General features: G+C 68.9%; 19 protein-coding genes and 1 other RNA gene. 12 read left to right on the top strand and 8 right to left on the bottom strand.

Annotated elements, in window-relative coordinates; all coding sequences use genetic code 11:
- The first annotated feature begins 21 nt into the window (after window positions 1-21).
- A complete protein-coding gene (locus tag KF745_07265) occupies window positions 22-942 on the top strand; it encodes a hypothetical protein (protein MBX3358210.1) in 921 nt (306 codons plus the stop codon).
- 86 nt (window positions 943-1,028) lie between these two features.
- On the opposite strand, the gene KF745_07260 is transcribed toward KF745_07265, so the two are convergent.
- Both KF745_07260 and KF745_07255 read right to left on the bottom strand, forming a co-directional pair.
- On the bottom strand, window positions 1,029-2,552 hold the full coding sequence (locus tag KF745_07260) for a hypothetical protein (GenBank protein ID MBX3358209.1): 1,524 nt from the start codon (window positions 2,550-2,552) through the stop codon (window positions 1,029-1,031).
- Between the two features lie 37 nt (window positions 2,553-2,589).
- Window positions 2,590-4,485 (bottom strand): hypothetical protein, encoded by a 1,896-nt coding sequence (locus tag KF745_07255; protein ID MBX3358208.1) that lies wholly within the window; start codon window positions 4,483-4,485, stop codon window positions 2,590-2,592.
- 166 nt (window positions 4,486-4,651) lie between these two features.
- Between KF745_07255 and KF745_07250 the strand changes: the two genes are divergently transcribed.
- Window positions 4,652-5,719: a glycosyltransferase family 9 protein gene (locus KF745_07250; protein ID MBX3358207.1), complete on the top strand. Its 1,068-nt coding sequence runs from the start codon at window positions 4,652-4,654 to the stop codon at window positions 5,717-5,719.
- Here the strand turns inward: KF745_07250 and KF745_07245 are convergent.
- A complete protein-coding gene (locus KF745_07245; protein MBX3358206.1) occupies window positions 5,711-6,598 on the bottom strand; it encodes a universal stress protein in 888 nt (295 codons plus the stop codon). The two genes, KF745_07250 and KF745_07245, sit on opposite strands and share 9 nt — an antisense overlap.
- A 77-nt stretch (window positions 6,599-6,675) precedes the next feature.
- Here KF745_07245 and thpR point away from each other — a divergent pair, with 77 nt between their 5' ends.
- From thpR to KF745_07230, 3 genes are read left to right on the top strand one after another with little or no spacing between them, the layout of a single operon-like run.
- Complete coding sequence (thpR, locus tag KF745_07240) at window positions 6,676-7,248, top strand: RNA 2',3'-cyclic phosphodiesterase (GenBank protein ID MBX3358205.1); 573 nt, start codon at window positions 6,676-6,678, stop codon at window positions 7,246-7,248.
- Between the two features lie 53 nt (window positions 7,249-7,301).
- On the top strand, window positions 7,302-10,631 hold the full coding sequence (locus KF745_07235) for an amidohydrolase family protein (GenBank protein MBX3358204.1): 3,330 nt from the start codon (window positions 7,302-7,304) through the stop codon (window positions 10,629-10,631).
- Window positions 10,628-12,037 (top strand): amidohydrolase family protein, encoded by a 1,410-nt coding sequence (locus KF745_07230; GenBank protein MBX3358203.1) that lies wholly within the window; start codon window positions 10,628-10,630, stop codon window positions 12,035-12,037. The genes KF745_07235 and KF745_07230 overlap by 4 nt, the downstream gene beginning before the upstream one ends.
- Before the next feature lie 50 nt (window positions 12,038-12,087).
- Here KF745_07230 and ffs read toward each other — a convergent pair.
- An RNA gene (ffs, locus tag KF745_07225) (signal recognition particle sRNA small type) lies at window positions 12,088-12,187 on the bottom strand.
- 72 nt (window positions 12,188-12,259) lie between these two features.
- Between ffs and KF745_07220 the strand changes: the two genes are divergently transcribed.
- Window positions 12,260-13,546: a TRAM domain-containing protein gene (locus KF745_07220; GenBank protein MBX3358202.1), complete on the top strand. Its 1,287-nt coding sequence runs from the start codon at window positions 12,260-12,262 to the stop codon at window positions 13,544-13,546.
- Here KF745_07220 and KF745_07215 read toward each other — a convergent pair.
- From KF745_07215 to KF745_07200, 4 genes are read right to left on the bottom strand one after another with little or no spacing between them, the layout of a single operon-like run.
- The gene (locus tag KF745_07215; protein ID MBX3358201.1) at window positions 13,543-14,295 is read right to left on the bottom strand and encodes a hypothetical protein; all 753 of its coding nucleotides are present in this window, start codon (window positions 14,293-14,295) and stop codon (window positions 13,543-13,545) included. The genes KF745_07220 and KF745_07215 overlap by 4 nt on opposite strands.
- Window positions 14,296-14,315: 20 nt before the next feature.
- Window positions 14,316-15,314 carry a class I mannose-6-phosphate isomerase gene (locus KF745_07210; GenBank protein MBX3358200.1) on the bottom strand — a complete coding sequence of 333 codons (999 nt, stop codon included), beginning with the start codon at window positions 15,312-15,314 and terminating at the stop codon, window positions 14,316-14,318.
- Between the two features lie 46 nt (window positions 15,315-15,360).
- A complete protein-coding gene (locus tag KF745_07205) occupies window positions 15,361-16,740 on the bottom strand; it encodes a chloride channel protein (protein MBX3358199.1) in 1,380 nt (459 codons plus the stop codon).
- Between the two features lie 25 nt (window positions 16,741-16,765).
- The gene (locus KF745_07200) at window positions 16,766-17,872 is read right to left on the bottom strand and encodes a hypothetical protein (GenBank protein ID MBX3358198.1); all 1,107 of its coding nucleotides are present in this window, start codon (window positions 17,870-17,872) and stop codon (window positions 16,766-16,768) included.
- A gap of 322 nt (window positions 17,873-18,194) precedes the next feature.
- Here KF745_07200 and KF745_07195 point away from each other — a divergent pair, with 322 nt between their 5' ends.
- The 6 genes from KF745_07195 to KF745_07170 all read left to right on the top strand — a co-directional run bounded on the left by KF745_07195 (window position 18,195) and on the right by KF745_07170 (window position 25,990).
- A complete protein-coding gene (locus KF745_07195; protein MBX3358197.1) occupies window positions 18,195-20,708 on the top strand; it encodes a hypothetical protein in 2,514 nt (837 codons plus the stop codon).
- Between the two features lie 89 nt (window positions 20,709-20,797).
- The gene (locus tag KF745_07190) at window positions 20,798-22,240 is read left to right on the top strand and encodes a DUF1254 domain-containing protein (protein ID MBX3358196.1); all 1,443 of its coding nucleotides are present in this window, start codon (window positions 20,798-20,800) and stop codon (window positions 22,238-22,240) included.
- A gap of 145 nt (window positions 22,241-22,385) precedes the next feature.
- On the top strand, window positions 22,386-23,195 hold the full coding sequence (gene ppk2 / locus KF745_07185; GenBank protein MBX3358195.1) for a polyphosphate kinase 2: 810 nt from the start codon (window positions 22,386-22,388) through the stop codon (window positions 23,193-23,195).
- Window positions 23,196-23,302: 107 nt separating this feature from the next.
- Window positions 23,303-23,539, top strand: a complete 237-nt coding sequence (locus KF745_07180) for a hypothetical protein (protein ID MBX3358194.1) — start codon at window positions 23,303-23,305, stop codon at window positions 23,537-23,539.
- A complete protein-coding gene (locus KF745_07175; GenBank protein MBX3358193.1) occupies window positions 23,536-25,245 on the top strand; it encodes an STAS domain-containing protein in 1,710 nt (569 codons plus the stop codon). Before KF745_07180 ends, KF745_07175 begins: the two co-directional genes overlap by 4 nt.
- 73 nt (window positions 25,246-25,318) lie before the next feature.
- Window positions 25,319-25,990 (top strand): hypothetical protein, encoded by a 672-nt coding sequence (locus KF745_07170; GenBank protein ID MBX3358192.1) that lies wholly within the window; start codon window positions 25,319-25,321, stop codon window positions 25,988-25,990.
- The last annotated feature ends 89 nt before the right edge of the window (window positions 25,991-26,079 follow it).

Below are 26,079 nucleotides of genomic sequence, written 5' to 3'. Positions count from 1 at the left end.
CGTGGGTCGAGGGGCATCCAAATGTTCAACATGCTTCGCGCTGTTCCGATGAAGGCTGCCCGTGCGGGAGCCGTGGCTCTCGCAGTCGGGTTGGCGACCACCGCCGCGCAGGCCGGCGGCGGGGCATTCTCGATCGGTTTCTCGTTCGGCTCCGGGGGGTGCTGGGGCGGTCCGTCGTATTCCTTCGGATTCTCGGCTCCCATCGGCGGCTGTGCCCCGGTGTACGCCCCAGTGTGTGCCCCGGTCTACCGGCCGGCGTACTACGCCCCCGCGTACTGCTACCGCCCTTATGTCGCTCCCGTGTGCGCCCCGGCTTATGCCTACGTCCCGCCGCCTCGCCGCTACGCCGTCCCGGCGTACCGCCCGGTAGCGGTTGTTCCCGCCTATCGCACCACCGTCGTTTCGGTGGCCGCGAGTCCGGCTGTTGCACCGGCCGTCGCTCCGTCCGCCGCCGCGGTGGTTGCGGCACGTCCAGCCGCGACAAAACCCGCAGTCCCCTCCTATGCAGCCGCCGCGCCCGCCGTCACGCAGCAGCCACGTGATGTTCAGGCCCCCATCCTCGCGGCCGTTCGCTCGACCGAGCAGCGCGATTATTCAGCGGCGGTAGCGCAGATGCGGTCCGCCGTGCTCGTGAACTCCAACGCGTTTTCTGCCGGTGCGCCGCTCAATCGCGACGCCGAGCAGCGCCTGCGAGCCGCCTCCCGCGTGTACCAGAATCCGCCGCGGCAGGCGGTTTCCGATGCGGATGCGAAGTTCATGGCTGCGGCGATGGCGGCAGCCCTCGGCGATCAGTCCGGTGCGCAGTCCGCGGCACGCTCCGCCCTGGCCGCCGGCGACCGGTCCCCCTCGACCGTTGCACTGGCCCGAGCCGTCGGCGCGTCGGCATCGCCATCCGCGCCGGTTCCCGTCACTGCTCGACCGACTCAGCTCGCGCAGCGCTGAGATCCACCTTCTCCCGGTTTTCACTCTTGCGGGCGGCGGCACCGTTGCTGTCGCCCGCGTCCTTGTATGCCTGTCTTGTCGCTTCGTCAGGGGGCCCCGGCGTCGCCACGCAGCCAGGCCCGGTTTGTCTCGACCAGGTTTGCCGGCGCCGCGGCGACCCCGATGTCGACCCCGCCCACGAGGACGGCCCCGCGGCGTGACTCGGCCATGCCCCAGGTAATCACGCGGACCAGGCCCGATGGATCGACCCTCAGCGACCACACGCCGCTCTTGTCCCTGTACTCGAGTCGGTTCTTGAAGGGCTGGAGCAACTCGCCCAGATCTCGCGCAAACGCGTCGGCCCTCTCGCCTGCTCGCAGCGGGAGGTACAGCGTCGTGGCCCCGATCATCGCCACGGACGGCCGCGGGTAGTCCGAGAGCACGATCCACGGTCCGGCAGCACGCGACACACGAGCCAGCGCCGCCCGGTGGGTCCCTCGCCACGCCCGTTCCGCCGCTTCGAACTGTGCCCTTGACTCTGCGCGGAGGGTCGAGCGGTACAGCGTCAACGCCTCGTCCAGCCGGTTCAATACCCGAGAGGGAAGGACGACGACATAGCGCCCGGGCGGCGGCGGCATCGGCATCTCGTTCTCCGGCCAGGATGAGGTCGAGATCGCCTCTCGCTCCACCTCGCCCGGCTTCTCGGATCGGGCGGACCAGCTCGCATCGATCGCGATCATCGGCGGCCCCGCGTACGAGCCCGCGGCCGCACGCGACGGGTCGGCCGGATCCCCAACCAGCACGTTCGCCGGTTCGATCCATCGCGCGTGGAGCATGAAGTCCCGGGCGTTGGAGAGACGCATGGCGTGCAGCACACCCGCCAGCGGCTCGGCGGCGAACTGATCCGGGTAGAGCCTGCGCAGCGCGTTCAGGTCGGCATAGCACTCCATGAACACATCGCCCGGTGGCCGGGCCCGGTCAACCGTCTGCTGGTGCTCGCGCCAAGCTCCATCAGCGACCGGTGCCGCAGCAAACCATCGGTCCAGCGCCCCTCGCCCAAGCCCGACCACGAACTCCCCTTCCGTCGAACACCACGACACCTCACGCCACGCCGGCCACCCCGGCAGTGCGAAGGCGACGCCCCGCCGGTTTCCGGGCAGATCGATCGTCCGCTGCGCGGCGGCCGCCTGCTCATCGGGCAGGCCCGAACCACGCCCTCCCACGAGGATCGCCTCGATCGTCCTGACATACGCGCGGTGGTCGCCGAGGGTCCGCAGCGAGAGCACGGCGCCGACTTCACCAACGGGCGAGTCGTTGCCGCCCAGCGGGATCGCGCACAGCACGTGCGGCACATCACCGACCACGCTCGCAGCGAGAAGGCCCTGGACCACCGCCGCGGATGACCTGTCCTCGATCACGCGCGACGCCACCGCGATGCGCAGCATCGATTCAACCGCGCCGGCAAGCGCCCCATCCCCTCCATCATCCGGCCCTGCGCCGCTCTTGAAGTGACCGGGATCGAACTGCCACCAGGCGACGCTGTCGGCAGGGATCGCCGTGGGCGGCGCAGCGGCAACCGAGGCCGCAAGCCAGGCTCCCATCACCGCAAGCACGATCAGCACGCGTGCCACGACCGATCCTATGGATCGCGTCGCACCACCGCGGGCGCTACCGGCCGCCGCCGTTCATCTCGACCGCGTCATCCTCGTCCATTTCGATGTCGATCTCGTCGTAGCGGTTCATCTCCCGCTGGGCGGCAAAGCCCATCCCCGCCGCGGTCGCCGCGATCACGGGTATCAGCGGTGACGCGGCCCCCAGCGAGCCGGCCGCGCCGGCGAGCAGCGAGCGATCCGAGTAGCACTCCTTCACAAAGTTGTCCCCGTCGAAATAGGAGAACGACACGCTCGGGCGGGCGTTCTTCCGCAGCTCCGACAGGAGCGGCACCACCATTCCTGGGTCGCGCGAAGGGTCCGACGGCGACCGGACAAGGTTCGACAGCATCGAGCCGCCAAGGCACACGAACTGGTACCCGCTGAGCATGGTCCGCGGCGTGTCGACGAACGACACCGCGACCAACGGCCTGTCCTTGGGCAGCGAGCCCGCGAACGCCGGGTTCGATCCGAGCCCGCCGTCGCCCTGCCCCATGGCCTGCCGCGCGGCGGCGAGCGCCGCCTGCGGCGACAGCGCGAACACCAGGTACTTCGGCGTCGTCGTGTACGTGATCTCGAGTGGAACCGGAACGCCCGGGAACGAGATCGTCGAGAACCGAGCCTCGGATTCCTTCCAACTGCGGATCCGGACATACCCCTTGGTCGGACGCGCCAGTTCCGCGTTGGCCGCGGACTCGACCTTCAACAGGGCCGAGTCAAACGCCGCACGGTCCTTGAGCCCGACGAACGCCACGGCCGACAGCAGCCCCTCACCGCCGGTGGAGTCAGCCATGTAGTAGCCCGCGGTCCCGCCGAGGTTGCCCAGCAGGTCCGTGATCGGGTCGACCCCCGTGCGGCCCTTGAACTCCGCCAGCGCCTGCTGGAGCGCGGGCGATTCGTCACGCAAGCGCTGGGACTCGGCCACGGAGGAACTCAGGTCTACCGAATACACCCCCGCGACATACGCATCCGCCGGGATCACATCGATCTCAGCGGGCGTCAGCGGAACCGTTCCCACCATCATCGTGGCCGCGTAGGGCTTGAACCCGTGCGTCGTCGAGATCGCGTACCCCCGGTCCGGCAGGTAGCCGAACTGGTAGTCGTAGGACATCGCATTCTCGCCGATCAGCCCCATGCCCGCGAGGCGATCGAGCTGGTGCTCCGCCTCCGGATTCCCCGCGGCGGCCTCGCGCCCCATCTCCACCAGCGGCACCAGTGGCGCCAGGCTCACGTGCATCCGCAGCACCGGCTCGAATCCCGGCCGCGCCGGGGCCGGCAGCGACGAGAACGGCGAATCCGGCTCCGCGTGCGTCCCGGCGTGTATCTCGTAGCGCCATCCGTCTGCCGCCTTCCGCGGCCCGTATCGCAGCATCCCGACCACCGGCACGCCCGCCTCGAGCATGTCGCTGTAGGTGGCGCTCTTCTTGCCACGGATCGAGGACCTCGCCTCCTTCAACAGCGCCGTGATCGTCCCCTGGATCGACACCGCCGGAGCCTGCTCGCCGGTCAGGAGGCTCATCACCACCCCGCCGCCGAACATCCCGCCCGAGGCGTCCTCCCCATCGAAGGTCACCGCGATCCGCGCCGGCGACTCTGCCGCCGTAATGAGCATGTCGATCACCGATGGCGGTGCATCAAAGTCCGGCAGTTCCCGCGGCAACTCCCGCAGGCGGGCCGGCAGCATCCCCATCGCCCGTGCCAGCCCGGCGTCCCGCGGGTCCACGACAAACTTGCCGAGTGCCGCGCGCTCCAGCACGAACACCGGAGCCCGCCCGTCATCGCCCGCCGCGGCGGGCTTTGCCTCGGGCTGCTGCGCCAGGCTCACGCCGGTCAGCGAAACGGCGCACGCACACGCCGCGAGGATTCTCGCCGCGGGCGACTCGACACGACAGCAACGAACTTGGATCCGCGGCATTCGAGGGCTCCCACCAGAATCCCCCGCCGCCCCGTTCGGTCTCAGTCACTCACGAAAGCAACCTGTACGATGGTACAGACAGAAGCCTGTGTGGGGAATCCATCCGCGCAATTTCATGCGCCCCGGGCCGGACGAATTGACGGTTCCCCTATCATGCCCATCGCCGATGAGCACCGCCGCCGATTCGCCGGGCAAGATCCTGATCATCCGACCCAGCGCCCTGGGCGACGTCTGCCGGTCGGTCCCCGTCCTGGTCAGCCTCCGCCGGGCATTCCCCGACGCGGCGATCGATTGGCTCGTCCAGGACACCTTCGCCCCCGCCATCGCCGCCCATCCCGATCTCTCGTCCGTCATTCCCTTCCCCCGCCGCCGATTCGGCGACTGGTGGCGGGGCCGCCCCGGCGTCGAACTCGCCGCGTGGCTTCGCAACCTGCGCCGCGCCCGGTACGACCTCGTCCTCGACTGCCAGGGCCTCGCCCGCAGCGGCGCCTTCGCATGGGCCACCGGCGCCCCAAGGCGTCTGGGATACGCCGAGGCCCCCGAGGGCGCCTGGCTCGCCTACACCCAGCGCGTCAGCGCCCCGCGCGATCACCATGCGGTCGACCGCATGCTCGCCCTCGCGGACGCGGCGGGCGCCCGGATCATCCCCGACCTGCGGCTCCATGCGCCGCCCGCCGATCGCGATGCGCTCGCGGCCGATCCCCGTCTCGCCAACGCCCGCTTCGCCCTTCTTGCCCCGACTTCCCGCTGGCCAGGCAAGCGCTGGCCCGCCGAGCGCTTCGCCCGAGTTTCCTCCGCGCTCCTCGACCACCCCGGCGGGGGGATCGACGCCGTGGTCCTTGTGGGCTCCTCGTCCGAGCGTGACCAGTGCGGCCCGCTCCTCGATCTGGCGGCCAACGACCGGCGCCTCGTCGACCGGATCGGCGCCACATCGGTCGGCGGCCTCATGGCGCTCATCGAGCGTTCCGCGCTCGTTATCGCCAACGACTCCGCGGCACTGCACATGGCCGTTGGATTCGACCGCCCACTGGTCGGCCTTTTCGGCCCCACGCGTGCGGACCTTGTCGGGCCCTACCGCCGTGCCGACGCCGTTATTCAGCACGTTACACCCGCCGACCGGCTCGATCACAAGAACGAAGCCGTCGGCCGCGCCCTGATGGAGCGGCTGCACGTCGACGAGGTCCTCGCCCTCGCCCTGTCCCAACTTCAGTCCGCCCCAACGCCCTCACGCTGACGCGGTCACAACGTCCGCGTGCACCAGGATCACGGGACCGCCCGCGGCCTGCGCCGAGAGCAGTTCGCTCGTCGGGTTGCGCAGAAACAGGTCGCGGAAGACCGAGTTCGCGTACGCCCCCGCCACCAGGTACCCGCCCCCCTTCGCGCTGACCGCCTCCTGAATCGCCGCCGATTCGTGCACCGCCGAACCCGGCGAACCCGCATCGGACCCCCCCGGAAGCCCTTCAACCGGAAGCGTGCCCGCCAAGGCCGTCGCCCTGGCCACGTTCTCCTCGAGCGAAGCCTTCCCGCGCGCTGCGGCCAGGATCGTCGTCGGCCACCCGGTCTTCGCCGCCAGAGACCTCGTCAGCCCCACCGCTGATTCCGCGCGTGGTGTCCCGTCGAACACCCCAAGCAACCGCTTTGGCGTCGCACCCTCACCCCGGTGCACCATCACCGGGCACGAGGCGTTGGTCACCAGCGCCCGCGTCGTCGAGCCCACCCCGCTTCGCGCGAATCGTCCCTTCATCCCGACCACCATCAGGTCGCTCACGGTCGCCGTTCGCAGCAGCCAATCCTCCACCGTCCCCTGCTCGACCTTCGACTCGAATGCAACCCCCGCCGCCGCGGCCGCCTTGGCCAGCGGCTCCATCTGAGCCTGCGCCTCCCGGATGTCGCTCTCCTCGGTCACCATAATCATCGGTGGCAGCGGCATCGCCGGGATCATCGGGTCAAGCCCCACATCCGGGCACGCGGCGAGCATCGCGCCGATTGTCGGCTCGATCAGGTGCACCGCCAGCATCCTCGTCCCCAGCCCCTGCGCCAGCCCCAGTGCGGAGGTGAACGCCGCTCGCGACGGTTCCGACCCGTCATAGGCAACAATGATGCGTGTGATCATGGCGCGGCTCCCTGCGTTTCCCCTGCAGTCTAACCGGACCCACAAGCCCCCGCCCCTCTCGGTCGGCGAGGTGACCGATGCCCGGCTCTGATTCTCTACGTCTCTTTGTCGCCGTCTATCCGCCCCCCGAGGCGGCCCGATCGCTCCTCGCCGCCCTCGCCGCTCCGACAATCGCCGCCTCGCTCCCGGCCCACCGCCGCACCCCGCCCGAGCAGGTTCACCTCACGCTCGCCTTTCTCGGCAGCGTCAGCAAGCGACATGTCGCTGGTGTCACGGAGTCCGTCGAACGATCCTGCTCCGGGCTCCCACCGTTTTCTCTCGCCCCGCGCAGGCTCATCACCCTCCCCCAAGGGCAGCCGCACCGGCTGGCCGCCGTCGAGACCGACGCCCCGCCGCCGCTCCTTGAACTGGTCACCCGCCTGACCTCGCGGCTCCTCCGGAATCCCCGCCCGCGACCGGCCGACCGTTTCCTCCCTCACCTGACCCTGTGCCGGTTCAATCACCCGGTCGGCGAGCGCCCGGTTCGTTCTTCGCTCGACCACCCCCTCGTTGAGCCCCCGTTCGCCATCGACCGGATTCGCCTGATGCGCAGTGTCCTGCTCCCCTCGGGGGCCGAACACCGCGAGATCGCGGCCTTCCCCCTCTCCTAGCCCGCCTTCCCCATTCCGGCATCATCCGAGCCTGGAAATACGTACCCTGTGCTATGCCATTTTCCTTCCCAGGCGCCGCCCTGCTCGCGGCCAGCGTTGCGTGCCTCGGCCTGCAGCCCGGCACGCAGTTGCTTCCACCTGCCAACGGACCGCGCCAGATCCAGCCCGGGTGGACCGCTCTGGTCAATGCCACCGTCCACCCCCGCCCCGGTGAGGCCATCGAACACGCCACCGTCGTCTTCCGCGACGGCGTCATTACCGACGTGCTCCGCGCCGGGCCGGATGAAGCGGCCCCGGGCGCTCCTGCCGGTGCCGCCGCGCGAGACGCCACGGGCACCCACATCTACGCCGGCCTGATCGACGCCTTCGTCGAGGTCGATGCGCCGCCGCCCGATCCCCGCTCACCCGGTCTCCACTGGAGCCCGCGCGTGACCCCCCAGCGGTCAGCGCTCGACGGCGCCGGACTGGACGCCAAGACCGCCAAGCAACTCCGCGACATCGGCTTCACCGCCGCCGCCATCTCCCCCAAGGACGGCAACATCCGCGGCTGTGGCGCCGTCGTCTCTCTGGCCGAGCCCGCCGCCGATCCAAGCCTGGCCCGGCCGCCCGTCTACCGCGACCGCGTCTTCCAGGCCGTTTCGTTCGACACCACCCGCGGCTCTGGCGAGCGGGACGTCGCGCGCTGGACCGGCTACCCAGATTCCGAGATGGGCGCCATCGCCCTCCTCCGTCAGACGCTTATCGACGCGGACTGGTTCGCCGCCATCTCACCCACCGATCGGACCGCCGCGGGAGACCAGGCGCCCTCCTGTCTCCTTGCCATCGCCCCCGGCGATGCTGCGCCGCCCCTGCTCTTCGATGTCGACAACGAACTCCAGGTCCTCCGCGCCGCCAAGGTGGCCTCCGAGTTCAACCGTCCGCTGATCATCGCTGGCTCCGGCACCGAGTTCCGCCGCCTCGCCGCGATCACCGAGGCCAATCCCGCCATCATCTTGCCCCTGCTGTACCCCGAAGCCCCCAAGGTCTCCTCCATTGGCGCCGCCGATGAGGTCTCGCTCCGCGACCTCATGACCTGGGAGCAGGCGCCGACCAACCCTCGCCGGCTCGCCGCCGCGGGGCTCCCGATCGCCCTGACGACCAGCAAGGTCCCCGACAAGCGAGGCGGACGCGGCAAGTTCCCCGAGAATCTCCGCACAGCCATTAGGGATGGCCTGACCGAGGACGACGCCCTCGCGATGCTCACGACCACGCCCGCTCGCCTTCTCGGCGTGGACTCACGCATGGGCACCATCGAACCCGGCAAGGCCGCGAATCTCGTCGTCGCCGACGGGCCGCTCTTTGACAAGAAGACCAAGCTCCACGAGGTCTGGATCGACGGCCGCCGGCACGAGATCACCCCAAGGCCCTCGCCCTTCGAGGGATCCTGGGCGGTCATCCTCGAGCCCGGCCCCAAGACGCCCGGTCGCATCGCCTGGAACATCGACAAGGACGGCTCGCTCGAACTGGTCAAGTCCGTCGACGGCGAGAAGGACGTCAAGGTCAAGGCACGCGACGTCAAGACCGACGACGACGCCGGCGGCGAAGGCCGCATCAGTTTCGTCTTCGACCACGAGCCCTTCGGAGCGCCCGGTGTCTTCACGATCACTGGCCTGCTGGAGCGTCAAGCCGATTCAAACCCCTCGATCCGCGGCGAAGGCCTCCGTGCCGACGGCGAGCCCTTCACCTGGTCGGCCGTCCCTCAGCCCGCACCGGCCGCCGACGCAAGCGGCAACAAGCCCGACGCTGACAAGACCGAAGACGACGATACCCCGGCATCCACCGTTCCCGATGCCCTGGTCCTCCCCTTCGGCGCCTGCGGCCTCGATCAGCCGTCGCCGCAGCGGATGGTGCTCTTTACCAACGCGACCATCTGGACGTCCGGCTCACTTGGCATCATCCCCAACGGCGCGGTGCTGATCTCAGGCGGCAAGATCCTCTACGTCGGCGACGACGCCGGCCTTCAGCGATTCCTCTCCACCGTGCGGCTCACATCCGACCCCGAGCGGATCGACCTTGCCGGGCGTCACATCACACCCGGCATCATCGACTGCCACTCCCACACCGGTCTCTCCGGCGGCACCAACGAGGCCGGACAGGCGGTCACCGCCGAGGTCCGCGTCCAAGACATCACGAACCCCGATTCGATCAACTGGTACCGCCAGCTCGCCGGCGGCGTTACCACCGTCAACAACCTCCACGGCTCCGCCAACCCGATCGGCGGGCAGAACTGCGTGAACAAGATCCGCTGGGGCGTCTCCTCCCCGGATCAGATGCACTTCGAGGGGGCTACCCCCGGCATCAAGTTCGCCCTCGGTGAGAACGTCAAGCAGTCCAACTCGGATCGCGCCACCACCCGCTACCCCAAGTCGCGAATGGGCGTCGAGGCGATTATCCGCGACCGATTCACCGTCGCCCGCGAGTACGCCCGGCAGGCCGCCGCCGCGAACGGCGCGGCCGCGTTCCACCGCGATCTGGAACTCGAGGCCCTTGCCGAGATCCTCCAGGGCCGGCGCCTGGTGCACTGCCACTCTTACCGCCAGGACGAGATCCTCATGCTCGCCCGGCTCGCCGCCGAGTTCGGCTTCCGCCTCGGCACCTACCAGCACAACCTCGAGGGCTACAAGGTCGCCGACGCGGTCCGCGAGTCCGCGATCGGCGCCTCGCTCTTCGCCGACTGGTGGGCGTACAAAGTCGAGGTGCAGGACGCGATCCCCGCCGCCGGCCCGATCATGCACGACGCCGGCGTCATCGTCTCGTACAACTCCGATTCCGATGAACTCGCTCGCCGGCTCAATGTTGAAGCCGCCAAGGCCATCAAGTACGGCCGCCTCAGCCCCGAGCAGGCCCTCGCCTTCATCACGATCAACCCCGCGAAACAGCTCATGATCGACGACCGTGTCGGCTCCCTGGAGCCCGGCAAGGACGCCGACCTGGCCATCTGGTCCGGCAACCCGCTCTCGTCGTTGTCGCGCTGCGAAGCCACCTGGGTCGATGGCCGCGAGCTCTTCTCGCTCTCACTCGACCGCAGGCTCCGCGAGCGGGACGCCGCCGAACGGCAGCGCCTCGTCCAGAAAGCCCTCGCCCAGGCGCCGAAGAAGAAAAAGCCCGCCGCCGACAAGCCCGACTCCAAGGACAAACCCGACGCCGCACCGGCCGACGCCCCGGTTCCGAGCGATGTCGCCGCCCGATCCGGCCGTTCCCCGCTCCTTATGGAGATGCTCCGCCGCTCCCAGGATCAGCGCCGCGAGCTCTACCTCGACATGCTCCGGCGCGGCATCGACCCCGAATCCGCCCGCTGCGGCGATTGCGGTGAACTCATGACCAGCGAAGGAGCCCTCCGGTGAACCACCCCCGACACTTCCTCGCCGGACTCGTTGCCCTCTTCGTCGCCGCGTCCGCGCACGCCCAGGACCTCACCCGGCGAGCCCCGCCCCAGGCCGAGCCCATCGCCATCATCAACGCCGTCGTTCACCCAGGCGACGGTCCCATCGTTGGCAACGCCGGTAATGGCTGGATCCTCTTCGACCGCGGCGTCATCGCCGACGTTGGCGAGGGCGAGCCGCGGTTCGCGGCGAACGTCCGCGTCATCGACGCCTCCGGCCTGCACGCGTTCCCCGGCCTGGTCAGCCCGTACACCCAGCTCGGCCTCACCGAGATCCAGTCGGTGCGAGCCTCCAACGATCTCTCCGAGGCCGGCTCGGTCTCCCCCGAGGCCTGCGCCGTTCTCTCGGTGAATCCGGACTCCACCCTTCTCCCAGTCACCCGATCCAACGGCGTCCTCGCCGCCGGCGTCTTTCCCACCGGCGGCGTCATCCCCGGCCGCGCCGGCGTCATCCGACTCGAGGGGTGGACCCCCGAGGACATGACCGTGGAGAAGGACATCGGCGTCGTCGTCGCATGGCCCTACATGCGGTCGGTCCGAGCTCCATGGATGGACAAGTCCGACGACGACCAGGCCAAGGACATCCGCCGAAACGTCGATGCGATCGACTCGGCCTTCTCCCAGGCCCGCGCCTACGGCGTCGCCCGCGCGGCGGACTCCTCGCTCCCCGTCGATATCCGCTGGGACGCCATGCTCCCTGCCCTCCCCGCAGCGGGCCCCGCCCAGAAGCGGGTCTATATCGAGGCGAACGACTACGACCAGATCGTCGCCGCGGTCGCCTTCGCCGCGCGAAACTCGCTCAAGTGCGTCATCATCGGCGGCCGCGACGCCCCGATGTGCGCCGAACTACTCAAACGCCACGCCGTCCCCGTCATCGTCACGGGCACCTTCCGCTTCCCCAAGCGAGACGACAGCCCCTACGACGACGCTTTCACCCTCCCCGCCCGGCTCGAACAGGCCGGCATCCTCTGGTCCCTCGCCGGGGGCGACGACACGGCCCACGAGCGCAACCTCCCCTACGCCGCGGCCATTGCCGTCGCCTACAGCGGCGGCGCCCTCTCTAGCCAGGCCGCCCTGAAGGCCATCACCCGAAGCGCGGCCGAGATCCTCGGCGTCTCGGACCGCCTCGGCACCCTCGCCAAGGGAAAGGAAGCGACCCTCTTCCTTGCCGACGGAGACATCCTCGAGGTCGCCACGAACGTGAAGCGGGCCTTCATCGCCGGACGCGACATCGACCTCACCAACAAGCAGACCGAACTCGAGAAGAAGTACCGCGAGAAATACCGGCCGGTGTTGGGCTCGCCGGAGACCGCCTCGACCCAGTCCCCGCCCGCCGCCAGCCCGACCCCCGCCCGCGTTACTCGATGAGTGCGTGCCCGCCCTGCCGACTCCCCGCGCCGCCGGCGGTCGCGACGGTAGACGGCCAGGACACCGGCAGCACCGGGCACGGAGCGCTTATGGCTGCTGCGGTCAAGCCCTGACCAGGTTCACGTCCACACCCGTGCACCGGGCCCGGCCGTCTACCGTCGCGACGGGCCCGCCGCGACGCAGCGATCGTACCCCGCCCCGCCCTCCCGGTACACTTTCGTCGTGAGCAGCCCCGACCAAAGCCCCGGTCTGTACCCCATCGAGGCCGCCCAGCGGCAACGCGCGGCCATGCTCCGCGCATTCCGCCTTGTCTTCGTTGCCATTTTCGTCTCAGTCGCCTTCCTCTCCATCGTCCCGCTCACCCCGATCTCGGACCAGCGCGCCGCCATCGAACGCCAGAACGCGTGGCCCCTCGTCCTCACCGTCTCGCTCTTCCTCGCCGCGGTCGTGATGCTCATCGACATCTTCACGCCCAACAAGAAGATCTCGACGCTCCTGTCGATCTTCCTCGGCCTGCTCGCCGGAATGCTCGGTGCCGTCGCGATGGGCTACCTGATCGATCAGCTCGTCTTCCTCTACGACATCCAGGCCCCCTGGCTCATCCAGACCGTCAAACTCCTCATCGCCATCTGCCTGATCTACCTCGGGGTCGTCACCGTCCTCCAGACCCAGGACGACTTCCGCCTAGTCATCCCCTACGTCGAGTTCGCCAAGCAGGTCCGCGGCCCCAAGCCCCTGGTGCTCGATACCTCCGTCCTCATCGACGCCCGCATCGTCGACCTCGGCGGCACGGGCCTCCTCCAGGCCCCGGTGGTCATCCCGCACTTTGTCGTCTCCGAACTCCAACTCCTCGCCGATTCATCCGATCGCCTGCGGCGAACCAAGGGCCGGCGCGGCCTCGATGTTGTCACCAAACTGCAGCGCACCCCTCTCGATCTCACGATCGACGAGACCCCCATCGCCGGAAAATCCGTCGACCAGATGCTCATCGAACTCGCCCGCCGCATCCCCGGCACCATCATCACCACTGACACCGGCCTCGCCCGCGTCGCTCGCATCCAGGGCGTCACCACGCTGAACCTCAACGATGTCGCCAACGCCCTCAAGCCCGCCCTCATCCCCGGAGAGGCTCTCACTGTTCATCTCGTCAAGCCCGGCGAGCAGCCCGGGCAGGGCATCGGCTACCTCGATGACGGCACGATGATCGTCGTCGAAGGCGCGGCCGACCTGATCGGCGACGATGTCCAGGTCGAGGTCACCTCCAGCCTCCAGACCTCCGCCGGCCGGCTCATCTTCGCCCGCCCCGCGCACCACGACGCCGCCCCAGCACCGGCCCCCGCGGCCGAGCCCCACGCGCCGTCCTCCGAGCCCGCACCGCCGCCCGCGCACGCCCCCGCCGCCGACCCAGCGCCCGAACCGACCAACGGCCCCACGTTCCCGCCGCGCCCCGGGCCCTTCCCGCCAAAGGCCCCGTCGCGTTCCAACCCCGGCCGCAACCCGCGCCGCTAACCCTTCCCCTTCTTCGCCCGCCACAATGTCACGGCATCCGGCTCTCGCGGATACAACGGCACGAGCGCGACCGGGTCGATCTCCGGCAGCACGCCCGCACACGCCACCCGCAGGCACACCTCCGCATCCAGCCGCGGCTCCACCACCCGCAGCCCCACGCCCGCAATCGCCGCCCGCAGCGGCTCGGACAGAAAGCGATCAGCGATCACCAGCCCGGCCTCGCCCCCCAGCGCACCCGCCCCGGCCGCGTTCACGATCCTCCCGTTGACGCTCGCATCGATCCACCCCTCCATCGTTCCCTTCAGCACCGCCACCCACGCGCTCGCCTCACCCCCAGTCCCTCCCGGCCCCTTGCTCGCCAGCATCACCGCCACGCCGCGATCCGGATTCCACTCCGCCCCAGCCCCAAGCGCGGCCACCATCGCCGTCGGCACCGCGACACATCTCGCCCCCACGCCCTCGGCGATCATCTTCCCCGCCGCCGTCGCCACCCGCACCGCCGTGTACCCCCCCGGCCCCACGCTTACCGCCACCAGCCTGATCTCCCTCGCACCCACCCCGGCCCCGCGGCAGACCCGATCCACCGCGGGCATCAGGTCGTCTTCCTCGCGGCTCTCACTCCGAACAACCTCAACCCCCAGCACCTCCACCGCCCCCGCCTCCCCCCGTCGTCCGACCGCCACCCCCGAACCCACCGACGGGTTGCTCGCCTCGATCGCCAGAACGATGTCGCCCGGTCCCGTCATCACGGCAACATTACGTCCGTCGCTCACACCAGCGACGCCCGCAACAGCGTCGTCCCTTTCCCGCGGCTGACCACCTCCGCGGTCCCTGCGATCCCCGCCGGAATCATGAGCGTCATCCCCGCCACGGCGGTGATCGCCTCAAACCCGCCGCCCCGGCTGACCAGGTCGCACGACCCCGCGAGCACCGTCAGCACGCTGCACACCCCTTCCTCACCTGCCCCCAGCCCGCTCCCCTCGGCGGGCCGGGCCTCATCGATCGTGAAGTACTCCGTCGTCACCAGCCGCGAGAAGCCCTCTCCGGGCGAATACCTCGTCGCCGCCGGCGCGGGCCCGAAATCGATGCACGCGAGCGCCTCGTCGACGTGCAACTCCCGCCCCTTTCTTCCCCAGTCGAACACCCGGAACGTCGTGTCGCTCGGTGTCTGCACCTCCGCGACCAGCACCCCCGCCCCCAGCGCATGCACCGTCCCGCTCGGCAGGTTGTGGCACTCTCCGACCACCGCCGGGATGGCGACCATGTCGTCTACCACCGATCCGTCCGCGATGTGCCGCGCGTACACCTCCCGTGTCACCCCGCGCTTCACGCCCTTGTAGATCACCGCCCCCGGCTCCGCGTCGAGGATGTACCACGACTCGGTCTTGAGAAACGCCCCGCTGTTGCTCTCCGCATACGCCGCCGACGGGTGCACCTGCACCGACAGGTTCTCCCTCGCGTCGAGGAACTTCACCAGCAGCGGGAAGTTCCCCTCCCTCGTCGCCGGGGTCCGCCCGAGCAGCCCGTCCTCCCACACCTCGAGCGCGTCATGCAGCGTCGCTCCCTTCATCGGCCCGTTCGCGATCACCGACCTCGCCGACCCGCCGCCCGCCCCCGAAGCGCTCGTCACCGAGAGATCCGCCACCTCCCACGACTCGCCGATCGCCTTCCCCGCCGGGATCGACTTGCCCAGCCTCCCCAGCGCCCGGCCGCCCCAGACCTTCTCGAAGTACATCGGCTCGAACATCAGCGGATACGGACGGCTCATGCATGGCTCCACTCGCCCGCAGGCAGAGTAGGTAAGGCCGCCCGCGCTACGCCCGGGCCCCGCCCGCCGCGCGATCCGCGGCAAGGTCCATCTCCATCAACGAGTCGTACACCGGCTCGCTCCGCAGCAGCATCGCCACCACGTGCGCTGACAGCGACGCCGCGCTCATCGCCGGGATCAGCGCCCAGCACCCCGTCATCTCCACCATCAGCACCACCCCCGTGATCGTGCTCCTGATCGAACCGGCGAAGATCGCCGCCATCGCCACCATCGCCAGCGAGCGTCCATCGGCCCCCGCAAACCCCCACACCCCCCCAGCCCCCGACGAGTCCGCGAGCACCCACACTCCCTGTCCCAGCATCGCCCCCAAGGCCAGGATCGGCGCGAAGAGCCCTCCCGGCGTCCCGGAGGAATAGGTCATCGCCGTCAAGACCAGCCGCGCCGCCAGCATCACCAGCAGCACCCACGCCGCCCGCCCCACACCGCCGGGCTGCAGCAGCGACTGCGTAAACCCGTGCCCGTCGCCCACCAGCGCCGGCGAATACCACGCCACCAGCCCCATCACTCCCGCGGCGAGCCCCGGCAGCATCCACGCCGGCGCCAGCCGCGATTGTCTCGCCAGCCGCACGCCCGCCAGGACCGTCCCCGAGTACGCCACGCCCACAAGCCCCGCGGCGATCCCCACCAGCACCACCGCCGGCCACGCCGACAGCGGAATCGCCGCGACCTCTGGCGTCTCGAAGTACACCGACCCACCCATTGCGCGGCAGGCCGCACCCGAGGCAATCGTCGCCGCCAGCACCCCGACAAACACACCCCGACGCAGCGGCACCCGCAGCTCTTCCACCACGAAGATGAACCCCGCCAGCGGCGCCCCGAACGCCGCCGTCAGCCCAGCCCCCGCCCCACCGGCCAGCAGGGTTCGCCGCACCACAGCGTCATCGGCCAGACGTCCGCCCAGGACGTGCGCCAGCCCGGCCCCCATCTGGATCGTCGGCCCCTCCCGCCCGGCCGACAGTCCGAGCCCGATCCCGACCGCCCCCCCGATGAACTTCACCGGGATCATCAGCCGTGACATCACCCGCCGGGTCCCCGCCAGGATCTCCTTGATCGCCGGGATCCCGCTTCCACCCGAATCCGGCGCCAGCCGCGTCACCATCAACCCGATCCCACACCCCGCGGCAAGCCCGATCGCCGGCAGCACGGCCCAGCCGAATCCACCGACCCAGGCCGCCCCCTCGCCCGCGTGCAGCCGATCGAGCAGCCACCCCCGGAGGCTCTCGCACGCATCCACGCTCCTGTGGAACAGCGTCCCGATGATGCCGGTGCCCGCCCCGATCAGCACCGACAGCGCCAGCGTGCGCATCATCTCGCCGCGCTCGGACGGGCCCGACGACGACTCGGTCTGTGCACCTGTCCGACCCACCCCGGCAGTCTAACGGGTGATCCGATCACATGAGAGTCGCTTCGCGCCGGCGCGACCGGCCGCCCACGCGATCGATCGCACACAGCCCGAGCAAAAGCACCGCGCCCGGCGCTGGAATCGTCGCCACCCACCCCTCGGACCGCGTGCCGCCCGAGTATTGGTGGTAGCCGGTTCCGCCGATCGTGAGGCCGTCGGCCGAAATCTCCGATGCGCTGGAGAGTGTCCAGCCCGTCAGGTCCATCCCCAGCGACGCCAGGTACGTATTGAGGTCGATCCTCACGCCGTCTCGCCACATCACAGCGGCTCCGTCCGTTCCGACAACGGTCGACCCATCAGCCGAACACGCCCCGACGGCGCCGAGCACCCCGATGGTGGGGAGCTGCTCAAACCCGGCGGAGTCGCTCCACCGAAACGCAAAGAACTGGTGCGTATCGGTCGAGCACATCCCTCCCACAACCGTGGTGCCGTCGAGTGAGATGGACACGCTGGGCGAGCGGTCGAACCCGGCCGGCAGCGGAACGACCTCGGTCCCGAGTTCCGACAACACGTACAAGCCGTACCTCCCGGGCGCGTAGCGGTACTGCGCGGCGATCCGGGCGCCATCGCCCGAGATGTCCATCGCCCTCCCGGCCGTCTGACCCGCAGGGAGCGCGATTGGCGTCACCCCGCCGGCGCTCCACATGCAGGGCGTCTCATCGCACGAACCGATGATGCGTGAGCCGTCTGGCGTGATGCCCTGTGCGTACGAATCGCTTGTCCCGTTCAGCAACGGCAACAGGTCCGCCCGACCCTCCTCGCTCCGGAACGCGCGGAGCCTCGTTCCATATTGCCCGTACCCGGCGATGACCGCGCCGCCGCTGGACGCCCCGTACCCGCCGGCGCTCGAGAACCCACTCATGTCGGGGATCCGGGCAATTCCAGCCACGTTCCAGACCGCGGCCCGTTGCGTCGTGCCGCCGGTCGGCGAGACCTGATCCATGCCGAATCCCACCAGGGTCGACCCATCGGCCGACATCCCCCGTACGAACGACGACAGGTCCGGTCCGAACGTTCCCAGCGATCGAAACTGCGCCGGCGCCGCCGAAGCGACGACTAGCAACGTGCCAAGGGCACAACACGCAAGATGGATCATGCGGCGACTCCCGGTTCCTTCCCCCTACCGCAGACGACGGGGGATTAGAGCGTGTGATCGTGGCAGCAGTTTTTCTTGCGCGCCGCAGCGTGCTGCGTCGGTAGCCTTGTTGCAGGGCGGCGTACACAGCCGCACGAGGGAAGAGCGACCGCTGTAAACCGTCACGCTGCTTCCTCAACCCGCGTCTTCGACCGGCTAGACTCAGGTCATGAGCGACACCCACCGTGCCGTGGAGGCGTCTCGACCGGACATGCCGTGAGCGCAAGGTGAGGTGGAGGCGCCGTGGGCGGCGGGGACATTCCGATTGACCAAGGAGCAATCCGTGAAGCGCACGTTGACCGGTTCCTTCGCGATCCTTCTCTGCACCGCCCTCGCCATCTGCCGCGGCCAGGCCGCCCTGGCCCAGGATGGCGCCTGGACCGAGGCCCCCGCTTCGCAGCAGCCCGCGGCCGCGCCGGCACCCCCCCCCCCCCCCCCCCCCCCCCCCCCCCCCCCCCCGCGCCCCCGCACCTTCTCCCACGACGGCAACACCGTCGTCATGTACCAGCCGCAGGTCGATTCCTGGAAGGACTACGCGACCATCAACTTCCTCTCCGCCGTCGTCGTCACTCCCAAGGACGCCGACCAGTCCAGTTACGGCGTCATGGCCGTCAAGGCGGACACCATGGTCGACCACGACACCGACACCGTCTTCATGACCAACTTCGATCCCGCGATCAACTTCTCCGGTGTCCCCGAATCCAGCGTGCCCGCCCTCAAGGCGATGGTCACCGAGGCCCTCACCACCCAGAACTTCATCGCCATCTCCCTGAAGCGAGTCCTCGCCTACATGCACGGCAAGGTCAAGCCCAAGACCGTCGCGGTCAACCTTGCCCCGCCCACCATCTACTACAGCGAGACCCCCGCCATCCTCGTCAACTTCATCGGCCCGCCGCAGTTCCAGCCCATCTCCGGCACCAAGCTGATGTTCGCAGTCAACACCAACTGGCTCGTGGTCATGGACAACACCACCAGCACCTGCTACCTGCTCAACGGCCACTCCTGGCTCACCGCTCCCGACGCCATCAAGGGCCCCTGGACCGCCGCGGACCCCGCGAACCTCCCCCGCGACTTCTGGAACCTCCCCCCCGGCGAGGCCTGGGACGAGATGCGCAAGAACGTCCCCGGCGTCGCCGCGACCACCGTCCCCACCGTCTTCACCAGCACCGAGCCCGCCGAGATCATCGTCACCGACGGTACCCCCGACTACTCCTCCATCCCCGGCACAGGCCTGATGTACGTCAGCAACCCCGACCAGCCGGTCTTCTTCGACCTCGCGACGAGCACCTACTACTACCTCGCGGCGGGTCGCTGGTTCCGCGCCTCGGGCCTCTGGGGTCCGTGGGCCGCCGCCTCCGCCGACCTCCCCTCCGACTTCTCACTCATCCCGCCCGACAGCCCGATGGGCTTCGTCCTCGCTTCGGTCCCAGGCACTCAGGAGGCCCGCGAGGCCGTCATCCTCGCCACCGTCCCCCACAAGTCGACGGTCACCATCGCCAACGCCAAGGTCGATGTCACCTACCAGGGCGCCCCGAAGTTCGTCGCCATCGAAGGCACTTCGATGACCTACGCCGTCAACACCAGTTACCAGGTCATCTTCGCCAGCGGCCAGTACTACTGCTGCTACCAGGGGATCTGGTTCGTCTCCCCTGTCGCCACCGGGCCGTGGGCCGTCTGCACCGCTGTGCCGCACGTCATCTACACCATCCCGCCCAGCTGCCCCGTCTACAACTGCACGTACGTCCAGGTCTACTCCTCCACACCCTCCACCGTGGTCGTCGGCTACACCGCCGGCTACAGCGGCCAGTACGTCGCCGCGACCGGCGCGCTTATGTTCGGCGCCGGAATGCTCACCGGCGCTCTCATCGCCAGCAACAACAACTGCTGCTGGTACCACTACAACCCGTGCTACTACTCCTATGGCTGCGGCGCCATCTACCACCCCGCCTACGGCACCTACACCCGCAGCGGAGCCTACTACGGTCCCCACGGCGGCGCCGGATGGGGCGCCGCGTACAACCCCTCCACCGGAACCTACTCCCGCGCCGGGTATGCCTACGGCCCCAACGGCGCCGGAACGGTTCGCCAGGCGTACAACCCCTACACCAACACCTTCGCCTCCCACGCCTCCGCCACCAACGGCGTCCAGTCCTGGGGCAGTTCCACGGTCACCCGCGGCAACCAGTGGGCCACCGCCAGCCACACCACCGGCCCCGGCGGCGTCACGCAGGGGTGGGCCTCCAACTCCGCCGGTGAGTCCGCCCAGGGAATCCGCGGCACCCACGGCAACGCCGCCGTCTCCACCAGCAACGGCGACCTTTACGCCAGCCACGATGGCAACGTCTACCGCAAGACCAGCGACGGCGGCTGGCAGACCGCCCAGAACGGCAGTTGGCAGAACGTCCAGAAGCCCACGGCCTCCTCCGCATCCAGCGCGTGGCAGAACCGCTCGACCACCGGCACCAACTCGTGGAACCGCCCCTCGAGTTCGAGTTTCGGCGACTCGGGCGGATGGGACTCCAGCAACTGGAAGAACAACTGGCAGAACTCGGCGCAGCAACGCTCGTCCTCCGGCGGCGGCTGGGGCTCGCACGACACCCAGAACAGCCTCAACAGCGACTCCTGGGCCCGCAACAGCGGCAACTCGTGGGGTTCGCATTCCTGGGGCGGAGGTGGCGGCGGCTGGGGTGGCGGTGGCCATAGCTGGGGCGGCTTCAGCGGCGGTGGCGGCCGCTGGGGCGGCTTCGGAGGTGGTGGCGGTTTCGGCGGCGGACGGTTCGGTGGTTTCAGGCGATAGTGCCTTCTTCACCGGGCCACGCGTCAACCGCTCATACGATAATCGCTGCGCGAACTCACGGCACACGTCCGCTTTTTGAAAGGGATCCAATGAAGCCCACCATTGCTTTTTCCATCGCTCTTGCCGCCGGCGCCATGTTCGCCGGCCTTTCCCCGGCCCAGACTCCTGCGAAAACCGATGCCCCGGTCTCCGCGTCGTCCCCGATAAGCGAAAAGGAGGCCGTTGACCTCGGCCTTCAGGCGTATGTCTACGGCTACCCGCTCGTCACGATGGAGATGACCCGTCGCGTCATGACCAACGTCGCCGAACCCGTCGGTACCCGCGCCCCGATGGGCCACCTCGTCCGCATGCGCGAGTATCCCACGGCGAAGTTCCGCGATGTCACGGCCCCCAACGCCGACACGCTGTACACCACCGGGTGGGTTGATGTCGCCAAGGAGCCGTGGATCCTGAGCATCCCCGACGCCCACGACCGTTATTACCTCTTCCCGATGCTCGACGGCTGGACCGACGTCTTCCAGGTTCCCGGCAAGCGCACCACCGGCACCAAGGCCCAGAAGTACGCCATCACCTCGCCCACCTACACCGGCTCGCTCCCCGAGGGCGTCACCCAGTACAAGTCGCCCACCAACATGGTCTGGATCCTCGGCCGCATCTACTGCACCGGCACTCCCGAGGACTACAAGGCCGTTCACGCGATGCAGGACGCCTGCACGCTGGTCCCCCTCAGCGCCTACGGCCAGACCTACACGCCGCCCGCGGGCAAGGTCGATCCTTCGATCGACATGAAGACGCCCGTTCGCGATCAGGTCAACGCGCTCAGCGCCGACGCCTACTTCTCCCTCCTTGCCCAGCTGATGAAGGACAACCCCCCGTCGCCGGCCGATGCGCCGATCGTCGCCAAGATGGCGCGCCTCGGCATCGTCCCCGGCATGCCCTTCGACAGCCGATCGCTCGGCGCCGGCCCCGGCAAAGCCCTGCAGACCGTTCCCAAGCTGGGCGTTGAGAAGATCATGGACCAGTTCAAGGTCGCCGGCCGCAACGAGAACGGCTGGATCTTCACGACCAAGACCGGCGTCTACGGCACCGACTACCTGCAGCGGGCCGCGGTGACCTACTTCGGCCTTGGCGCCAACCGCCCGCAGGACGCGGTCTACCCGACGTCCGAGACCCAGCTCGACGGCAAGCCCTACAGCGGCGACCACAAGTACACCATCCACTTCGAGAAGGGAAAGCTCCCGCCGGTCGATGGGTTCTGGTCCCTCACGATGTACGACGCCGAGTTCTTCTTCTGCGACAACCCCCTCAACCGCTACACCCTTAGCCAGCGCAACAGCTTCAAGACCAACCCCGACGGCTCCGTAGACCTCTACCTCCAGCACGAGAGCCCCGGCAAGGACCTCGAGAGCAACTGGCTTCCCGCTCCCGCCGGCCGGTTCAACCTCATGCTCCGCCTCTATTGGCCCAAGGAGACGCCCCCCTCCATCCTCGATGGAACCTGGCAGATCCCCGCCGCCAAGCTCGTCAAGTAACCCGGGCGACGCTCGCATCACTCTGGGCCGTCCCGCCACACGGCGGCACGGCCCTTTTCTCCGCACTGTCCACCGCTTCCACGTGCCGGCAACTCCTCTCTCTTGACGAATCGTCGCGGCTTCCGCGCGACGGGGAAGGGCATCCATGCCGAAGAACAAGAAGGACGGCAGCTCCGGGAAACTCGATCGCAAGGCCTACGAGAAAGAGCTTCGCAAGCTCCAGGCGAAGCTCTGCGCGCTCCAGGAGTGGGTCAAGCACAAGGGCCTGCGGGTGATCATCGTCTTTGAGGGGCGCGACGCCGCGGGCAAGGGGGGAGCCATCAAGGCGATCACCGAGCGGGTGAGCCCCCGCGTCTTCCGGCTCGTGGCGCTCCCGGCCCCTTCGGACCGCGAGAAGTCGCAGATGCACATGCAGCGCTACATGCAGCACTTCCCGGCCGCGGGAGAGATCGTGATCTTCGATCGAAGCTGGTACAACCGCGCCGGAGTGGAGTACGTGATGGGGTTCTGCACCAAGGAGCAGCACCGCCGGTTCCTCGAACTCTGCCCCACGGTGGAGAAGCACATCGTGAACGGGGGGATCACCCTCGTCAAGATCTGGCTCGAGGTGAGCGACCAGGAGCAGAAGCGACGGTTCGAGGCCCGCATCGACGACCCGATCCGCCAGTGGAAGCTCAGTCCGATGGACCTGCCCTCCCGCTCCAACTGGTTCGACTACTCCCGCGCCCGCGACATGATGCTCGATGCCACGGACACCAGGCACGCCCCCTGGTACATCCTCCGCTCCGACGACAAGAAGCGGGCCCGCCTCAACTGCATCCGTCACATCCTCGAGACGATCCCCCACAAGGCCTTGCCGCGGGACAAGGTCAAGCTGCCAAAACGAAAGATGTCCGGCGCCTACGACGACCAGGCGACACTCAAGAAGCGCAAGTTCGTCCGCGAGGTGTATTGAGCGAATGTCCGGTTCCGGTGCGCCCGCCGGCTCGCGCACACCGGACCGCCCTCCTGCTCGAAGACCGGCTCTCCAGACCGAAGCAATCGAGCGACGGGAATGTGCCCATGCTCTACGACTACAGCCGTGACGTCGAGAACATCTACCGCACCAACCCGGACCTGCGCGGGCGGTTCTCGCCGACGACCAGGCTCGTGGCGTCGGAGCCCGCCGGGGCCGCGCGCGATGCGTGGATGGAAGCGCCCCAGGGGTCGTACCTCCGCGTGCGCGATGGCGAGATCGTGGTGCGGCCCTTCAAGCCGCACCTCGCGCCCCTGCCCGCGGGAGGGAGCGCCGCGTCGTGAACCACCGCACCGGCTCGGCGGATGAGGCCGGATGGGGCTGGCGACCCCGGTGGCAACCCGCCCGGTGGGTGCGCGGATACGGCATAAGTCTCCTGCATGCCGATGCCGTCGCGGGCCTGACGCTGGCGGCCTACCTGCTCCCCGCGGCGATCGGCGACGCCTCCCTCGCCCGACTCCCCCCCGAGGCCGGGCTGTACGCGTGCATGTTCTCGGGGTTCGCCTTCTGCTGGCTCTGCAGTTCGAGGCGCACCGCGATCACGGTGACCTCAGCGATTTCTCTCCTCCTGGGAACATCGCTGGGCGAGATCGCCGGCGGCGACTCGGCCCGGTTCGCCGGGCTCGCGGCGTGCACCGCGCTGCTCGTGGCCGGGCTGGCCCTGGCGGCCTGGGCCGTGCGGGCGGGGTCGCTGGTCAGCTTTGTTTCCGAATCCGTGCTGCTGGGGTTCAAAGCCGGCGTTGCCCTGACGCTGGCCAGCACGCAGCTTCCCAAGCTCCTCGGCATGCCCGCCGCCCACGGCGGTTTCTGGGAATGCTCCCGCCACCTGATCACGCACCTGGGAGAGTCCAACACCGCGTCGCTGACGATCGGCATCGCGGCGCTGGCCGTGCTCGTCTCCGGCAAAGTGCTCCTCAAGAACAAGCCCGTTGCGATCCTGGTCGTGGTCGGCGGCATCGTCGCGGCTGGCGCACTCGGGCTCGGCGATCGCGGTGTGAAGATGCTCGGCGAGGTGCCGCAGGGGCTGCCCGCGATCAGGCTGCCCGATGTTCACCCGGACGACCTGAACGCGCTGCTCCCCCTGGCGATGGCCTGCTTCCTGTTGGGCTCGGTAGAAACCGCCGCAATCGGCAGGATGTTCGCCGCGAAGCACCGCGGCCGCCTCGACGCGAACCAGGAACTGCTGGCGCTCGCCGGGGCCAACCTCGCGGCGGGCCTCGGGAGTGGGTTGCCGGTCAGCGGCGGGATGTCGCAGTCGCTTGTCAACGAGAGCGCCGGCGCGCGGACCCCGGCGTCGGGGCTTGTCGCGGCGATCGTCATCCTCATCGTTGCCGTGTTCTTCTCCGGGCTGCTGCGGGAACTCCCGCAACCGGTGCTCGCCGCCATTGTGCTGATGGCCGTGGTCGGACTCGTGAACGTGCGGGCGCTGGCCCACCTGTGGAAGACCGACCGGGCCGAGCTGCTGATCGCAGGCGTTGCCCTCGCGGGCGTGCTCGCCTCGGGCATGCTCCGCGGGGTCCTGATCGGGGCGGTCATCTCCCTGCTGCTCCTGCTCCGACGCGCCTCGCGTCCGCACGTGGCGTTCCTCGGCCGGATCCCGGGGACGCGTCGCTTCTCCGACCTCCAGCGGCATCCCGACAACGAGCCCATCAGCGGCGTCATCATCTTCCGGCCCGAAGGAAGCATCGTGTACTTCAACGCCGACCACGTGCGGGACACCGTCGTCGAGCGGCTGCGAGAGACCTCGCCGCCAGTACGGACGGTCGTGGGTGACCTCTCGGCGTCACCGCACGTCGACCTGACGGGCGCGGAGATGCTCAAGTCGCTGGCCGAGGAACTCCGTGCAACGGGAGCAACCCTGCACATCGTCGAGGCCCGCGCATCTGTGCGGGACAAACTCCGGACGCAGGAGGTCGGGGTGGTGGATCGATTCACCACCGTGGCGGACGCCGTCGACGCCGCATCAGGTCGCAATGGAGCGGCCGAATGAATATGCTGCTTTGCCGGAGTTCGTTCGACCCGACCAACCGCCGGGTGAGACGAAATCGAGCGGGACGTCCGCGATGAGCACGCCACAAGAGGAGGCCGCCATGGGCACCGAATCGTCGCTTGCACAACGGATCAAGGCGGAGTTCGACCAGAGCGCCCAGCGGGCCAAGGCCGGCGAGCAGGCCCGCCAGCAGGAGAGGGAGGCGCGCGAGAAGCGGCTCGCTCAGTTCAACTCGATCTGCGACGACCTCGCCGGCATCTGGCGGCCCCGCATCCAGGAGTTCCTGAAGCAGTTCGGCGACAAGGTCAAGGCGACCCCGACGATGTCGCCCAGCCTGCGCGAAGGCAAGGTCACCTTCCTGACGGACATGGCGAACATGACCGTCACGATCTCCGCGTCGGCGAGCCCCGATGTCACCAAGCTCGTGCTCGACTACGACCTGCTCATCACGCCCATCTTCTTCGACTACGAGCGGCACACGCGACTGGAAATGCCCCTTGACAAGATCGACCGCAACGCCGTCGGGAAGTGGATCGACGACCAGTTGGTCTCTTGCGTCAAGGCGTACCTCACGATGCAGGAGAACCAGTACTACATCCAGCGGGCCATGGTCGAGGACCCGGTGACCAGGACCCGATTCCTGCCGCAGAACGCCGTGGCCAAGATCGAGCACGCTGGCCACACGCACTACTTCGACTCGGACAAGTCCCTGCAGCAGTACAAGACCATGCACCAGATCGCCTGATGGGAGCACTTTTCCCCGTCGGTCGGGCTTCACAGGATCGATAGAAATCACACACCCTTGTCGGCAGAGGTCCATCCGCGGCCGATACA

The organism is Phycisphaeraceae bacterium (assembly GCA_019636655.1).
In the GTDB taxonomy this organism is placed as follows: Bacteria; Planctomycetota; Phycisphaerae; order Phycisphaerales; family UBA1924; genus JAHBXB01.
The sequence above is the reverse complement of the archived record's forward strand: the minus strand, read 5'-3'. Positions and strand labels throughout refer to the sequence as shown.

Bases quoted from the DNA above. Each gene is read 5' to 3' on its own strand.
- KF745_07170 (MBX3358192.1), top strand. From the start codon at position 25,319: ATGAGCACGCCACAAGAGGAGGCCGCCATGGGCACCGAATCGTCGCTT.
- KF745_07235 (MBX3358204.1), top strand. From the start codon at position 7,302: ATGCCATTTTCCTTCCCAGGCGCCGCCCTGCTCGCGGCCAGCGTTGCG.
- KF745_07245 (MBX3358206.1), bottom strand. From the start codon at position 6,598: ATGATCACACGCATCATTGTTGCCTATGACGGGTCGGAACCGTCGCGA.
- KF745_07210 (MBX3358200.1), bottom strand. From the start codon at position 15,314: ATGAGCCGTCCGTATCCGCTGATGTTCGAGCCGATGTACTTCGAGAAG.
- KF745_07255 (MBX3358208.1), bottom strand. From the start codon at position 4,485: ATGCCGCGGATCCAAGTTCGTTGCTGTCGTGTCGAGTCGCCCGCGGCG.
- KF745_07200 (MBX3358198.1), bottom strand. From the start codon at position 17,872: ATGATCCATCTTGCGTGTTGTGCCCTTGGCACGTTGCTAGTCGTCGCT.
- KF745_07265 (MBX3358210.1), top strand. From the start codon at position 22: ATGTTCAACATGCTTCGCGCTGTTCCGATGAAGGCTGCCCGTGCGGGA.
- KF745_07180 (MBX3358194.1), top strand. From the start codon at position 23,303: ATGCTCTACGACTACAGCCGTGACGTCGAGAACATCTACCGCACCAAC.
- ppk2 (MBX3358195.1), top strand. From the start codon at position 22,386: ATGCCGAAGAACAAGAAGGACGGCAGCTCCGGGAAACTCGATCGCAAG.
- thpR (MBX3358205.1), top strand. From the start codon at position 6,676: ATGCCCGGCTCTGATTCTCTACGTCTCTTTGTCGCCGTCTATCCGCCC.
- KF745_07190 (MBX3358196.1), top strand. From the start codon at position 20,798: ATGAAGCCCACCATTGCTTTTTCCATCGCTCTTGCCGCCGGCGCCATG.
- KF745_07250 (MBX3358207.1), top strand. From the start codon at position 4,652: ATGAGCACCGCCGCCGATTCGCCGGGCAAGATCCTGATCATCCGACCC.